At 62.3% G+C, this 13,942-nt stretch carries 13 protein-coding genes; 1 reads left to right on the forward strand and 12 read right to left on the reverse strand.

Going from position 1 to position 13,942, the window contains the following annotated elements:
• Positions 1–14: 14 nt before the first annotated feature.
• From rpsS to rpsJ, 6 genes are read right to left on the reverse strand one after another with little or no spacing between them, the layout of a single operon-like run.
• Complete coding sequence (gene rpsS / locus QRN59_RS01845) at positions 15–296, reverse strand: 30S ribosomal protein S19 (RefSeq protein WP_018773666.1); 282 nt, start codon at positions 294–296, stop codon at positions 15–17.
• A 12-nt stretch (positions 297–308) separates the two neighbouring features.
• On the reverse strand, positions 309–1,148 hold the full coding sequence (gene rplB, locus QRN59_RS01850; protein WP_028265104.1) for a 50S ribosomal protein L2: 840 nt from the start codon (positions 1,146–1,148) through the stop codon (positions 309–311).
• Between the two features lie 29 nt (positions 1,149–1,177).
• The gene (gene rplW / locus QRN59_RS01855) at positions 1,178–1,483 is read right to left on the reverse strand and encodes a 50S ribosomal protein L23 (RefSeq protein WP_059387362.1); all 306 of its coding nucleotides are present in this window, start codon (positions 1,481–1,483) and stop codon (positions 1,178–1,180) included.
• Positions 1,480–2,097 (reverse strand): 50S ribosomal protein L4, encoded by a 618-nt coding sequence (gene rplD, locus QRN59_RS01860; protein ID WP_284980817.1) that lies wholly within the window; start codon positions 2,095–2,097, stop codon positions 1,480–1,482. Before rplD ends, rplW begins: the two co-directional genes overlap by 4 nt.
• 4 nt (positions 2,098–2,101) lie before the next feature.
• Entirely contained in the window at positions 2,102–2,752 is a 651-nt protein-coding gene (rplC, locus tag QRN59_RS01865; protein ID WP_059387360.1) for a 50S ribosomal protein L3, read from the reverse strand.
• An 18-nt stretch (positions 2,753–2,770) separates the two neighbouring features.
• A complete protein-coding gene (gene rpsJ / locus QRN59_RS01870) occupies positions 2,771–3,079 on the reverse strand; it encodes a 30S ribosomal protein S10 (protein ID WP_003803825.1) in 309 nt (102 codons plus the stop codon).
• A gap of 389 nt (positions 3,080–3,468) precedes the next feature.
• On the opposite strand from rpsJ, the gene QRN59_RS01875 reads away from it, so the two are divergent.
• Complete coding sequence (locus QRN59_RS01875; RefSeq protein WP_284980818.1) at positions 3,469–4,896, forward strand: GH1 family beta-glucosidase; 1,428 nt, start codon at positions 3,469–3,471, stop codon at positions 4,894–4,896.
• Between the two features lie 51 nt (positions 4,897–4,947).
• On the opposite strand, the gene QRN59_RS01880 is transcribed toward QRN59_RS01875, so the two are convergent.
• The 6 genes from QRN59_RS01880 to rpsL all read right to left on the reverse strand — a co-directional run bounded on the left by QRN59_RS01880 (position 4,948) and on the right by rpsL (position 13,881).
• A complete protein-coding gene (locus QRN59_RS01880) occupies positions 4,948–5,073 on the reverse strand; it encodes a hypothetical protein (protein WP_284980819.1) in 126 nt (41 codons plus the stop codon).
• Positions 5,074–5,101: 28 nt separating this feature from the next.
• Positions 5,102–9,229, reverse strand: a complete 4,128-nt coding sequence (locus tag QRN59_RS01885; protein WP_284980820.1) for a hypothetical protein — start codon at positions 9,227–9,229, stop codon at positions 5,102–5,104.
• A gap of 196 nt (positions 9,230–9,425) precedes the next feature.
• Entirely contained in the window at positions 9,426–10,616 is a 1,191-nt protein-coding gene (tuf, locus tag QRN59_RS01890; protein WP_028265109.1) for an elongation factor Tu, read from the reverse strand.
• 235 nt (positions 10,617–10,851) lie between these two features.
• Positions 10,852–12,966 (reverse strand): elongation factor G, encoded by a 2,115-nt coding sequence (gene fusA / locus QRN59_RS01895; protein WP_236812282.1) that lies wholly within the window; start codon positions 12,964–12,966, stop codon positions 10,852–10,854.
• Between the two features lie 68 nt (positions 12,967–13,034).
• A complete protein-coding gene (gene rpsG / locus QRN59_RS01900) occupies positions 13,035–13,505 on the reverse strand; it encodes a 30S ribosomal protein S7 (protein ID WP_059387355.1) in 471 nt (156 codons plus the stop codon).
• A 1-nt stretch (position 13,506) separates the two neighbouring features.
• Positions 13,507–13,881 carry a 30S ribosomal protein S12 gene (rpsL, locus tag QRN59_RS01905; RefSeq protein ID WP_009358312.1) on the reverse strand — a complete coding sequence of 125 codons (375 nt, stop codon included), beginning with the start codon at positions 13,879–13,881 and terminating at the stop codon, positions 13,507–13,509.
• Positions 13,882–13,942 lie beyond the last annotated feature (61 nt).

Here is a 13,942-nt window from a genome sequence, read left to right on the forward strand (position 1 = left end):
GTAAGTGCAGGCGCCTAGCGGCGCTTGCCCTTACGGTCGTCCTTGACATGGCCGCGGAATGTCCGCGTGGGAGCGAATTCGCCGAGCTTGTGCCCGACCATCGACTCGGTGACAAACACCGGAATGTGCTTGCGTCCGTCGTGCACGGCGATCGTGTGGCCGAGCATGTCGGGGACGATCATCGAACGGCGGGACCAGGTCTTGATGACGTTCTTGGTGCCCTTTTCGTTTTCCCTGGCTACCTTTACAAAGAGGTGCTGGTCAACGAAAGGACCTTTTTTCAGGCTGCGTGGCATGTGTCCAGGCTCCTATCGCTTGTTCTTGCCAGTACGACGGCGACGAACAATAAGCTTGTCGCTCTCTTTGTTGGGGCGGCGGGTGCGGCCTTCACGCTTACCGTTCGGGTTGACGGGGTGACGTCCACCGGACGTCTTACCCTCGCCACCACCGTGCGGGTGGTCAACCGGGTTCATCGCGACACCACGGACGGTCGGGCGAACGCCCTTCCAGCGCATGCGGCCGGCCTTGCCCCAGTTGATGTTCGACTGCTCGGCGTTGCCGACCTCGCCGACGGTTGCGCGGCAGCGCACGTCAACGTTGCGGATTTCACCGGAGGGCAGACGCAGCTGGGCGAAACGGCCTTCCTTGGCGACGAGCTGAACCGAAGCACCTGCGGAACGGGCCATCTTGGCGCCGCCACCCGGACGCAGTTCAACCGCGTGGATGGTGGTACCAACCGGGATGTTGCGCAGCGGCAAGTTGTTGCCCGGCTTGATGTCAGCGTCGGGGCCAGCCTCGACGAAGTCACCCTGGGACAGCTTGTTCGGAGCGATGATGTAACGCTTGGTGCCATCAACGTAGTGCAGGAGGGCGATGCGAGCCGTACGGTTCGGATCGTACTCGATTTCGGCAACGCGGGCGTTGACGCCGTCCTTGTCGTGACGACGGAAGTCGATCAGACGGTACTGGCGCTTGTGGCCACCACCCTTGTGACGGGTAGTGATCTTACCGGTGTTGTTACGGCCGCCAGTCTTGTGCAGCGGACGCAGCAACGACTTTTCCGGAGTCGATCGCGTGATTTCGGAGAAGTCGGCTACGCTCGAGCCGCGACGGCCCGGGGTAGTCGGCTTGTATTTACGGATTCCCATAATTCATTTCCTCGTTAAAGTGGTCTCCGCTACGCGAGCGGACCGCCGAAGATGTCGATTGTGCCTTCTTTGAGGGTGACAATTGCACGCTTGGTGCTCTTGCGCTGTCCCCAGCCGAATTTGGTGCGCTTGCGCTTACCGGCACGGTTGATGGTGTTGATCGATTCGACCTTGACGGAGAAAATCTTCTCCACGGCCAGCTTGATCTCGGTCTTGTTCGAGCGGGGGTCCACCAGGAAGGTGTACTTGCCCTCATCGATCAGGCCGTAGCTCTTTTCCGAAACGACGGGTGCAATGACGACGTCGCGCGGGTCTTTGATGGTGGCTGCACTCACTTGGCATCCTCCTCGTTCTTTGCCTTGTCAGCGATGAAAGCCTCGAACGCAGCCTTGGTGAAGACAACGTCGTCGGAAACCAGCACGTCGTAGGTGTTCAGCTGGTCTGCGTACAGAACGTGAACATCTGCGAGGTTGCGCACGGACAGTGCGGCAACGTCGTTGGCGCGCTCGATAACAACGAGCAGGTTCCTACGCTCGGAGACTGCACGCAACGCGGCCAGTGCTTCCTTGGAGGACGGCTTGGGGCCGGCGACCAGTTCAGCAACGACGTGGATGCGGCCGTTACGGGCGCGGTCCGACAGGGCGCCACGCAGTGCGGCAGCCTTCATCTTCTTGGGGGTCCGCTGGCTGTAGTCACGCGGCGTCGGTCCGTGGACAACGCCACCACCGGTCATGTGAGGAGCACGGATGGAACCCTGACGGGCGCGGCCGGTGCCCTTCTGCTTGAACGGCTTGCGGCCTGCACCGGAAACTTCGGCGCGGGTCTTGGTCTTGTGGGTACCCTGGCGAGCAGCAGCGAGCTGTGCGACGACGACCTGGTGCAGCAGCGGCACGTTGGTCTGGACGTCGAAGATCTCTGCAGGCAGGTCTACCTTGACAGTGCTAGTCATCTAACTAGGCTCCCTTCACGGCGGTGCGTACGAGGACGACCTGGCCGCGGGCGCCGGGGACGGCACCCTTGATAAGGAGCAGCGACTTCTCGGCGTCAACAGCGTGAACCGTGAGGTTCAGCGTGGTGTGACGTTCTGCGCCCATGCGACCGGCCATTTTCAGACCCTTGAAGACGCGGCTCGGGGTGGATGCGCCACCGATGGAACCGGGCTTGCGGTGGTTCTTGTGCGCACCGTGGGAGGCTCCAACACCGTGGAAGCCGTGACGCTTCATAACACCGGCGAAGCCCTTACCCTTGCTGGTGCCGACGACGTCGATCTTCTGACCGGCTTCGAAGAGCTCAACAGAAAGCTCCTGGCCCAGTTCGTAAGACGCGGCGTCTGCAGTGCGCAGTTCGACGACGTGGCGGCGAGGAGTTACGCCAGCCTTTTCAAAGTGACCAGCCAGCGGCTTGGTGACCTTGCGGGGATCGATCTGGCCGTAGCCGATCTGAACGGCGACATAGCCATCAGTCTCTGCATTGCGCAGCTGGGTGATGACGTTGGAGTCAGCCTGGACGACAGTTACCGGGATGAGCTTGTTGTTCTCGTCCCAGACCTGGGTCATGCCGAGCTTCGTGCCCAGCAGGCCCTTTACATTACGGGTTGCGGTCATAGTTTTCTCAGCACCTCCCTACAACTTGATTTCGATGTTCACGTCGGCCGGCAGGTCGAGACGCATAAGCGAGTCAACAGCCTTCGGCGTGGGGTCGATGATGTCGATCAGACGCTTGTGAGTACGCATTTCAAAGTGCTCACGGCTGTCCTTGTACTTGTGGGGAGAGCGGATAACGCAGTACACGTTCTTCTCCGTCGGCAGCGGCACGGGGCCTACTACCGTTGCGCCTGCGCGCGTGACCGTCTCAACGATCTTCCGCGCTGAAACATCAATGACCTCGTGGTCATATGACTTCAGCCGGATGCGGATTTTTTGTCCCGCCATGTCGCCTGACTCTCTTTCAGTCTGTGCTGCCCTCGAATAAAGGCTGCCCTGTTCACTTACGTGTTGTATGTGGCTGCCGAAGCATTTGAAGTAGTACTACCACCCGCCGCACAAGCTGAATCCGGAGGGATCCGGGTTCCTCAACTTGCCGGTGTAACCGACCCCCGCGGTCGGGCGTGTCGCGATTTCCACGCAAACGCGTCCGGCTTCCTTTGGGGATCTGGGTTATGTTTGGGCTCCAGCTTGGACCCTGACACCCGGCATTATCCGGATCGGGACGCGAAGAAGCGCTTGAACAACTCACCTAGTATGCCGGAATTCCCCGGCATAAGCCAATCGGACCACCGCGGACCATTGCCATCGGCTCCTGCGCTCGGGATGATGGGGTCATGACTGTCCAAGATTCTGCCACGGTGGGGGATCTTTCAGGCCGCATCCGTCCGGACTTCACCTTGGGCGTCGCTGCTGCGGCCTTTCAGATCGAGGGCTCGCTCACGGCGGACGGACGCGGACCGTCAAGCTGGGATGCATTTGCCGAGAAACCAGGCGCGATCGTCGACGGCCACTCCCCCGCAGTCGCGTGCGACCACTACAACCGGACGGATGAGGACATTGCCCTCATACAGGACCTGGGCGTGGATTCCTACCGGTTCTCCCTCTCCTGGCCGCGGATTCAACCCGGCGGCAAGGGACCCATCAACCAACAGGGCCTGGACTTCTACGACCGATTGATCGACAAGCTCCTGGACGCCGGGGTCTCCCCCATGGTGACCCTGTTCCATTGGGATACCCCCCTGCCGTTGGAGCACGACGGCGGCTGGCTGAACCGGACGACGGCGGAACGGTTCGCCGAATACTCCGCTGCGGCCGCACACCGCTTCGGTGACCGAGTGGCGCAATGGGTCACCCTCAACGAACCCGTCTCGGTCGCATTGCAAGGATATGCGCTCGGTGTCCACGCTCCCGGCAGGCGGCTGCTTTTCGATGCCTTGCCGGCTGCCCACCACCAGTTGTTGGGGCACGGCCTGGCCGTCCAGGCCCTGCGCGCTGCCGGCGTGGCGGGAACTATTGGCGTAGCCAATGTTCATTCGCCAGTCCGGCCCGCAACTAAACGCTTGGCCGACGTTCTCATGGCCAAGGCCTTCGACCTCATCTTCAACCGGGTCTATGCCGATCCCATCCTCCTGGGCCGGTACCCGAAACCTCCGCTACAGGTGAGGCCTTGGTTCCGGGCCTTGGGCAAGGTCCGGGATGAGGATCTCAAGACCATTCACCAGCCGTTGGATTTCTACGGCTTGAACTATTACTACCCCGTCAAGGTAGCCTCGGGCCGCGGCGACGGAAGCACCCCCGTCAGCAACCCGGAGATGATGGCCAAGCTGCCGTTCCACCTTGCGGCCTTCCCCGAATACGAAACAACGGGATTTGGTTGGCCGGTGGCTCCCGAACACCTCGGAATCCTGTTGCGGGAGCTGAAAGACCGCTACGGAGCAGCATTGCCTCCCCTGTTCATCACGGAGAGCGGCGCGAGCTTCCCGGAACCGGACCACACCCGGGGTCCAGTGCACGACGCCGACCGCATCAGCTACCTTGCTTCGCATCTTGGCCAGGCCTTGAGGGCCACGGCCCCTGGCGGGATCGCCCACGACGTCGAACTTCTGGGTTACTACGTCTGGACGCTGCTGGACAACTTCGAATGGGCCGCCGGATATTCACAGCGATTCGGGTTGGTGCACGTTGATTTCGACACGCTTGAAAGAACCCCCAAGGACTCGTACTACTGGTACCAGTCCTTGAGCAAGGCGCGCCGAAACTGATTCGAAGTCCCTTTTGTGGACCGATCGTGTTTGTGGACCGATCGTGCTAAATCAATCTTTCCTGTTCGACCGATTGATGCGCTTTGCGCGCTCGATCTCGCGGCGGAAGTATTTCCTTCCCCACATCACGCCAGCTACCACCACAACCACCACGACCAGAAAAACGAGCCATCCCATTCCGCATTCCTCCTTTGAGGCAACGCTATCAGGGCGCGGTCCTGTTGAGGCGCCAGACGGCAAGGACGATCAATGCCAAGGCGATCACGGCGAGCATCGCGAAGGCATAGGAACGAAGGGCCCACATGACGCTCAGGGCAACGCCCGCGGCACCCCACCACACAAACATGCGCTCGGCGAGGACCAGTCCGGCAAGCAGTAGCACCGCGTATCCGATGAGGACCCATAGTTGCTGTGGCACGGCGCCTGGGAAGACACTGCCTGGGACTATCGAGAGGAAGCCGCCGAGGGACAACAAGCCTGAGGCGAGGCCCAACCTGATACGCCCCTCGAGCTTGTTCCCCACGTAATAGCGCACTCCTGACAAAACGGCGCCGAGGACAGCGAACCATTGCACCATCCAAAAGAGTTCGGGCCTGGATCCATGGACGAAAAGGACCGCCCGCTGGGCGGCGGCAAGCAAAAGAACCGCACCGAGCTCCGCGACAGCAAATCTGATGGCCCGGGGTACCTCGAGGAAAGCCACGGCCAGGGCAGCGCCGAGCAGGCAAGTTCCGGCCAGCGCAGTGTCATCGTGCAGTAAACCCGCACCTGCTGCCAGGGCAAATCCCCCTCCGGCCGCGACCGTGAGCGACAACCTGCGCACGGGCTGCGACCCTACGCCCGGGATCCCGGACCAGCGAGCCGCGTAGAGCACAGCGGCAGATCCTGCGCAGCCCAAAAGCCAGGGCATGAAAGCCTCCCATTGGGCCGCGGTCTGCCCCAGGATCGGAGCCCCATCCAGCACCGAAGCGGCCAGGGCCGTCGCACCGACTAGGCTCGCGGTGGAGGCGAGCGGGTAGAAGCCCGGCATTCCCTCGACGTGGGACGCCACGAAGCACACTACCGCCAAGGCCAGGCCCGCCGTTCCCGTGGCGGTGTCCGATACGTCCACTGACAGCGCCCCTCCGGCACCGGCGAAAGCCAGCGCCGCCGCCAGCCAGAGCCAACGTTCAGGGACGCCGCTTCCCGGATGGACCAGCAGCCTCACAACAGTCACCAGGAGTGACATCGCGAGCAGCACAAGGGGCACCGCCAACTGGCCGAGCAGGGGTGTCGCGAGCCACGTCCCGGAAGGGAAGGACACCTCGGGTCCGGCTGCCACCACCGCCGCGATCGCCGCCGGAATGGTGAAATACCCAGCGCCCCGGGCGGTGAAGATCCGATTCGCGACGACGGCGGAAACCAACAACACGGCCAGCTCAAGCAACAGGACCCAGCGGCCGCCGTCGTGGGCTTCCGGCTGAACCACGGACGAAAGGTATGTCGCCGGCAGCACGGCCTGCGCGCCGAGGGTCACCCACACTGCCGCCTGTTGGAAGGGAATCTGCCGCAATCGGTTCCGCATGAGCCAGCGGATGATGTGCTGCAGCACCAGGACGCCCGCGAAAGTGAGCGACACCGCCGTGACGGACGCTGATAGGTCGTGCGCAAAAACCCCGGCAACGGCGGCCGTGAGAATCCTGGCGGCGATGAAGTAGACGCCCTTCGCCGTTCGCCCGGGAGCCGCAGCCACCATGACGGCGCTGAACGCGGCGAAGATGGCAAGCAACGCCTCCACCTCGTGAATGTGCCCACCGCGAAGCAATAGCAAGAGCGCCAACGTCGCCGGCGCGAAGACTGCGGAAGCGCCTTCCGTGCGAAGCATGAACCCGGCCGCCACAGCCGACGCCGCCATGATGATTGAGATCGCCACCGCCTGCCGGCTTCCAGCCGCGGAGCTGTCGAAGTAGCTCCCGAAGATGCTCGCAACGGCGGCGGCGCCGGCCATGAAGGGCAGCACCACGGCAGCGTCAAGTAGCGCGAGGCCTCGATCAGGTCCGCGCAACGCCTCCGCAAGCGGTGGAATCATTTGGAGGGCCAGGGCGACGAAGACCACGGTGGGAAGCTGAAGCCTCTCCCCAGCCACCACGAGGCCTCCTCCGTCCCGAAGCAACTGCAGATAGCCTGTGCCTGCGAGCAGGGTGACGAGCGCCCGGACGGCCCACCAATAGCCGCGGCGGTGCAGGGTGCCCGGAAGACGGAGCGCCTGAACGGTGAAGTACAGCACGCCAACGAGCAACACAACATTTCCCAACGCCACCGACACCGCCCCGAAGGACAGCGCCCCTGTCCAGGCAAGGGCTGCCGGGGGAAGGAACTCAACGACTCCTCCGCGCAGGGTGACTCTCACGGCTTTCGGGAACAGCGTCCAGCCGAGCAACGCGGCAGCGAGGACCTGAATCACGACGGCCGATACTGTCAGCGGCTGCCGGGGTGCTTGCTCGAGCAAAAGGAGCAAAGGCATCGCTGCCATGCCGGCACCTGCAAACGCCACGAGGCAGACGGTCGGCGCGAAGGTCCGGACACCCGAACGGATCAGCGCGGCTTCCAGCAGCAACTGGAACGTCACTGCGGCAAGGAACGCGAGGACGACGGCAGCAAGGCGGTCAGGATTCTCCGGCAATATCCCCGCTGTCATAGCCGGGACGCCGAGCGTGAGCGCCATGCGCCCCGCCAGGACAAAGACCCCGCGCTTGGGCTCCATAGGCCTCTTTGCCCGCAGCAGCCAGAACGCGCCCGCGATAGCCAGCAATGCCGCCGTCAACCAACCACCCAGCTCATCGGCAAACGGGGCAGCCACCACAATGGCTGTCACAGGGAGCCACTCGGCCTGCCCGCCCAGCTTCCACGCCAGCACCAAAGCGGACAGGAGGGTCGCGAACAACGGGATCCCCACGGGCGTCTCGGAGTGCCGGACCAGGATGGCGAAGGCCGCCGTGAAGGCGGCGGCCAATTGAAAGCCAAAGCACACCACGGCATCTATCCAGCAGCGCCGGATCGCTTGGGGTGTGCCCGGTCCCGGGAACCAACGGGCGAGCCTGCTGCTGTCGAATGCCGACCACAGCGACTGCAGTGCAAAGAGAACGACGGCGGCCAGCAGAACCTCCGGCAGCCCAAGCTCGGCGTCGGACAGGGCCACGAGGAAGGCGACGGTGAATGAGAGCCTCGCCGCATAGAACTGCGGGAGCCGGAACACGCCCTGCGGAAGGGCCGCGATCACTGCGAAATACAGTCCACACGCCATCATGATGATGGCGTATTCACCCTTCCCCAGATGTTGGGACACGAAGCTGGCGGCAAGCGCAACGAACGGCACGACATAAGGGTGAAGGGACATCAACGGCCGGACATAGACCGGCGGAAGCCAGCGGGGATTGCGCATGGCCGTCAGGGTCAGGCACACCGCGAACCCGATCAGGCAAGCGAAATACCAGACAAGGGCGCCGCCCAGCATGGACACGCCGGACCACGCCGCGGAGACCACGAAGCTCAACGACAGGAAAGCGAGAACCCTGTTGTCGAGCCGCACTGCTGCGACAACATAGGCCACCGTCCCGACGATGGACGTGACCAGCCAAGCGGCCGGGACGTTGTGCAACGCGAAGTTGTACATGGCCAAACCCGTCACAGGGATCAACGCAAGCCCCGTTCCCGCGAAGGCGATCGCGGCGGGCCGCAGCCTGGGCGCCCTCGCGTGGAGGATGAAGCCCGCCGCGTAGAAGACCGCCGTGATGGTCCAGACGCCGGCAAAGCGGAGGACGGACGGGAGGCTGGTGCCGATGAACAGGGCCGAAGCGGCGACCAGCAGGAGGCTTGCCACGTACAGCGTGATGTTGATGTTCTGCCGATCCCGCCTCTGTTGCCGGGCCGTTTGCTCGTCGCGCAGGGCCTCTGGCGAGATCTGGGCTGCTTGCGAATAGGCTGCCGGCGAATGAATCGGGAGCGGCCAGGGTTCAACCGGAACCGGCAGGATCGGGGCGGCCCGTTCTGGGGTGGTTTGGGCTGGGACCGTCTGGACGGGAACAGGCACAAAGCTTTGACTGCGCTCCGGGCCCGGCGGGCGGGAGTCCCGTTCCCCCGCGGGAGCAGCCGCGCGGTGAGCCTCGGCGTCGCGCCACCCTGCCAAGTGGCCGGCCAGGTATCCTGAGCGATACTGCCGGAGGGAATAGTCAGCAGACCATTGGGCAGCCCTTTCGGCAAGCCGACGACCCTTCGATTTCCCGGCAGAGTGGGCCACCGAAGCGGTGACGACGACGACAAGCAGTACGAGGATGGTGCCTAGGAAACCAGACATTCCTTCTCTCCTCTCCCCGGGGCGGCGAAGCCGCACAAACTAAGGAATCGTAAAATTATGGATTCACAATCGCCATTAATCCATTCGATAGATAAACCTTAGCAAAGAAGAACCCCGCCACGATAGTGACGGGGTTCTTCTTTGGTTTACTACCAGTCGCCAAGCGGCCGGTCCTTCACCGATCTACAAGTAGAAACTACTTGAGGATCTTGGTGACACGTCCCGAACCAACGGTGCGGCCACCTTCACGGATTGCGAAGCCGAGGCCTTCTTCCATAGCGATCGGCTGGATGAGCTCAACGGTCATCTCAGTGTTGTCGCCAGGCATAACCATTTCCGTGCCTTCCGGCAGGGTGATAACGCCGGTTACGTCCGTGGTACGGAAGTAGAACTGCGGGCGGTAGTTCGAGTAGAACGGGTTGTGACGTCCGCCTTCGTCCTTGGAAAGGATGTAGACGTTGGCCTCGAAGTCGGTGTGCGGGGTGATGGAACCCGGCTTGACGACAACCTGGCCACGCTCGACGTCATCGCGCTTCAGACCGCGGAGCAGGAGGCCACAGTTCTCGCCGGCCCATGCTTCGTCGAGCTGCTTGTGGAACATCTCGATACCGGTAACGGTGGTCTTCTGGACCGGACGGATACCAACGATTTCAACTTCAGAGTTGATCGCGAGGGTACCGCGCTCGGCGCGACCCGTAACAACGGTGCCACGACCGGTGATCGTGAAGACGTCTTCGATCGGCATCAGGAACGGCTTGTCGCGGTCACGAACGGGGTCCGGAACCGAGTTGTCGACAGCTTCCATGAGGTCCTCGACGGACTTGACCCAAACCGGGTCGCCTTCGAGTGCCTTGAGGCCGGAAACACGCACAACCGGAGCGTCGTCGCCATCGAAGCCCTGAGCGCTGAGCAGCTCACGAACTTCCATTTCAACGAGGTCGAGAAGCTCTTCGTCGTCGACCATGTCGGACTTGTTCAGCGCGACCAGCAGGTAGGGAACGCCAACCTGGCGGGCGAGCAGAACGTGCTCGCGGGTCTGAGCCATCGGGCCGTCAGTGGCGGCAACCACGAGGATCGCACCGTCCATCTGGGCAGCACCGGTGATCATGTTCTTGATGTAGTCAGCGTGACCCGGAGCGTCTACGTGTGCGTAGTGGCGCTTCTCGGTCTGGTACTCAACGTGGGAGATGTTGATGGTAATACCACGCTGGCGCTCTTCCGGAGCAGAGTCAATCGACGCGAAGTCGCGCTGCTCGTTGAGAGTGGGGTACTTGTCGTACAGCACCTTGGAAATGGCGGCAGTCAGCGTCGTCTTACCGTGGTCAACGTGACCAATGGTGCCGATGTTGACGTGCGGCTTAGTCCGCTCGAACTTTGCCTTTGCCACAGGTTCCTCCTAGAACGATTTCAAGTGAGTTGCTCCTCGGCCGCGCTTTTCGCGGCAGAAACTCCAGCAAGTCTACTTGGGGGCTTTGGATTTGGTGAAATTGCAGATTCAGGGACCAATGCTGGTGCCTGGAGTCTGTTCGTGCAGGGACCGGACTGCGGCCTGGGCCACAGCCCGGCGCCTGCACTGAATGCTTTCCCGGAACGGGCCAGCATCCTGGTTTATCCGTCGGTGATTACTCGCCGCGGTTCTTCTGGATGATCTCGTCGGCAACTGCCTTCGGGACCTCGGCGTAGCTGTTGAACGTCATGGAGTACACAGCACGGCCCTGGGTCTTCGAACGCAGGTCACCGATGTAGCCGAACATGCCGGACAGCGGAACGTGCGCACGGATCACCTTGACGCCAGCGGCATCTTCCATGGACTGCATCTGGCCACGGCGGGAGTTCAGGTCACCGATTACTTCACCCATGTATTCCTCAGGGGTGCGGACCTCAACATCCATCAGCGGTTCGAGCAGAACCGGGTTCGCCTTGCGTGCGGCTTCCTTGAAAGCCATACGGCCGGCGATCTTGAACGCCATTTCCGAGGAGTCAACATCGTGGTACGCGCCGTCAATCAGCGTGGCCTTGATGCCGACAACCGGGTAGCCGGCCAGAACGCCGTCGTTGAGTGCATCCTGGATGCCCGCGTCAACGGACGGGATGTACTCGCGGGGCACGCGGCCACCGGTGACCTTGTTCTCGAACGCGTAGAGCTCGCCGTCGGCGGTGTCCATCGGCTCGATGGCGATCTGGATCTTAGCGAACTGACCCGAACCACCGGTCTGCTTCTTGTGCGTGTAGTCGTGACGCTCTACAGCGCGCTTGATGGTTTCGCGGTAAGCAACCTGCGGCTTGCCGACGTTTGCCTCGACCTTGAATTCGCGGCGCATGCGGTCCACAAGGATGTCCAGGTGGAGCTCGCCCATGCCGGCGATGATGGTCTGACCGGTGTCCTCGTTGAGGGAGACCTGGAAGGTCGGGTCCTCAGCGGAGAGCTTCTGGATGGCCGTGGAGAGCTTCTCCTGGTCACCCTTGGTGTTCGGCTCGATGGCAACGGAGATCACGGGCTCCGGGAAGCTCATGGACTCAAGGACGATCTGGTTGTTCGCGTCGCACAGGGTGTCGCCCGTCGTCGTGTCCTTCAGACCGATTGCTGCGTAGATGTGGCCCGCGGTAGCGCCTTCAACAGGCATTTCCTTGTTGGCGTGCATCTGGAACAGCTTGCCGATGCGCTCCTTCTTGCCCTTGGTGGAGTTGACCACCTGGGCACCTGCTTCCACGTGACCGGAGTACACGCGGATGAAGGTGAGCTGGCCGAAGAACGGGTGCGCAGCAATCTTGAACGCCAGGGCCGAGAACGGCTCTTCGGCAGAAGGCTTGCGGGTGAGCTCCTTCTCTTCGTCGCGCGGGTCGTGGCCGACCATGGGCGGGACGTCGAGCGGGTTCGGCAGGAAGTCAACAACAGCATCCAGCATCGGCTGTACGCCGCGGTTCTTGAAGGCAGAACCACAGAGAACCGGGTAGAGCTCGGAGTTGATTGTCATCTTGCGGATGCCGGCCTTGAGCTCCTCGACAGTGAGTTCTTCACCTTCGAGGTACTTCTCCATGAGTTCTTCGGAAGCCTCGGCAACAGTCTCAACGAGCTGTGCACGGTATTCCTCAGCCTTGGCCTGGAGATCGGCGGGGATCTCCTGGACCTCGTACTTGGCACCCATGGTGACGTCACCCTTGGCATCGCCCGGCCACACCAGGGCGCGCATCTCAAGGAGATCCACGACGCCGATGAAGTCGTTCTCTGCACCGATTGGCAGCTGGAGAACCAGCGGCTTGGCGCCGAGGCGGCTGATGATGGTGTCTACGGTGAAGTAGAAGTCAGCGCCGAGCTTGTCCATCTTGTTGACGAAGCAGATACGCGGCACGTTGTACTTGTCGGCCTGGCGCCAAACAGTCTCGGACTGCGGCTCAACGCCTTCCTTGCCATCGAAGACAGCAACGGCGCCGTCGAGGACGCGCAGCGAGCGCTCGACCTCAACCGTGAAGTCCACGTGGCCCGGGGTGTCAATGATGTTGATCTGGTTCTTGTCCCAGAAGCAGGTCACGGCGGCAGACGTGATGGTGATGCCGCGTTCCTTTTCCTGTTCCATCCAGTCGGTCGTCGAAGCGCCGTCGTGCGTTTCGCCGATCTTGTGGTTCACACCCGTGTAGAACAGGATGCGCTCGGTGGTGGTGGTCTTGCCGGCATCGATGTGGGCCATGATGCCGATGTTGCGGACCTTGCTAAGGTCGGTAAGCACGTCCTGTGCCACGGTGTCTCCCTTTCGGATGGACTACACGTTCGCCGCCAGCTCAGGGAGCCGGCGGCGTACGGGAAGTTTTACCAGCGGTAGTGTGCGAAGGCCTTGTTCGACTCGGCCATCTTGTGGGTGTCTTCGCGACGCTTCACAGCGGCACCGAGACCGTTGGACGCATCCAGGATTTCGTTCTGGAGGCGCTCGGTCATCGTCTTCTCGCGGCGGGCCTTGGAGTAGCCAACCAGCCAGCGGAGAGCGAGAGCGGTGGAACGGCCCGGCTTGACCTCAACGGGAACCTGGTAGGTTGCGCCACCGACACGGCGGGAGCGGACCTCAAGGGAAGGCTTGACGTTGTCCATGGCCTTCTTGAGGGCGGCGACGGGGTCGCCACCGGACTTGGCGCGTGCACCTTCGAGTGCGCCGTAAACGATGCGCTCTGCGGTGGACTTCTTGCCGTCGATCAGAACCTTGTTGATCAGCTGGGTGACCAACGGGGAACCGTAAACGGGATCGGAAACTAGCGGCCGCTTCGGGGCCGGACCCTTGCGAGGCATATTACTTCTTCTCCATCTTTGCGCCGTAGCGGCTGCGGGCCTGCTTGCGGTTCTTGACACCCTGGGTATCGAGGGCACCACGGACGATCTTGTAACGGACACCCGGAAGGTCCTTCACACGACCACCACGGACCAGCACGATGGAGTGCTCCTGGAGGTTGTGGCCAACACCGGGGATGTAGGCGGTAACTTCAACGCCACCGTTGAGGCGCACACGTGCAACCTTACGGAGAGCCGAGTTCGGCTTCTTCGGGGTGGTCGTGTAAACGCGGGTGCAAACACCGCGGCGCATCGGGCTGCCCTTAAGCGCGGGAGCCTTGGTCTTGGAGACCTTCGGCGTGCGGCCCTTGCGGACCAGCTGGTTAATCGTAGGCACTTTCGTGTTCTCCGTTGGTTGATCTCTGCTCCGCGCCCAGGCGTTGGCCTGTGTTTGCGTG

Origin of the sequence: Arthrobacter sp. efr-133-TYG-118 (assembly GCF_030209755.1) — a bacterium.
Taxonomy (GTDB): Bacteria; Actinomycetota; Actinomycetes; order Actinomycetales; family Micrococcaceae; genus Arthrobacter.

What these genes read in the sequence shown, in the direction of transcription:
- QRN59_RS01875 (WP_284980818.1), top strand. Translation starts at nt 3,469, where the DNA reads ATGACTGTCCAAGATTCTGCCACGGTGGGGGATCTTTCAGGCCGCATC.
- rpsG (WP_059387355.1), bottom strand. Translation starts at nt 13,505, where the DNA reads ATGCCTCGCAAGGGTCCGGCCCCGAAGCGGCCGCTAGTTTCCGATCCC.
- rplB (WP_028265104.1), bottom strand. Translation starts at nt 1,148, where the DNA reads ATGGGAATCCGTAAATACAAGCCGACTACCCCGGGCCGTCGCGGCTCG.
- rpsS (WP_018773666.1), bottom strand. Translation starts at nt 296, where the DNA reads ATGCCACGCAGCCTGAAAAAAGGTCCTTTCGTTGACCAGCACCTCTTT.
- rplC (WP_059387360.1), bottom strand. Translation starts at nt 2,752, where the DNA reads ATGACCGCAACCCGTAATGTAAAGGGCCTGCTGGGCACGAAGCTCGGC.
- QRN59_RS01885 (WP_284980820.1), bottom strand. Translation starts at nt 9,229, where the DNA reads ATGTCTGGTTTCCTAGGCACCATCCTCGTACTGCTTGTCGTCGTCGTC.
- QRN59_RS01880 (WP_284980819.1), bottom strand. Translation starts at nt 5,073, where the DNA reads ATGGGATGGCTCGTTTTTCTGGTCGTGGTGGTTGTGGTGGTAGCTGGC.
- rpsJ (WP_003803825.1), bottom strand. Translation starts at nt 3,079, where the DNA reads ATGGCGGGACAAAAAATCCGCATCCGGCTGAAGTCATATGACCACGAG.
- rplD (WP_284980817.1), bottom strand. Translation starts at nt 2,097, where the DNA reads ATGACTAGCACTGTCAAGGTAGACCTGCCTGCAGAGATCTTCGACGTC.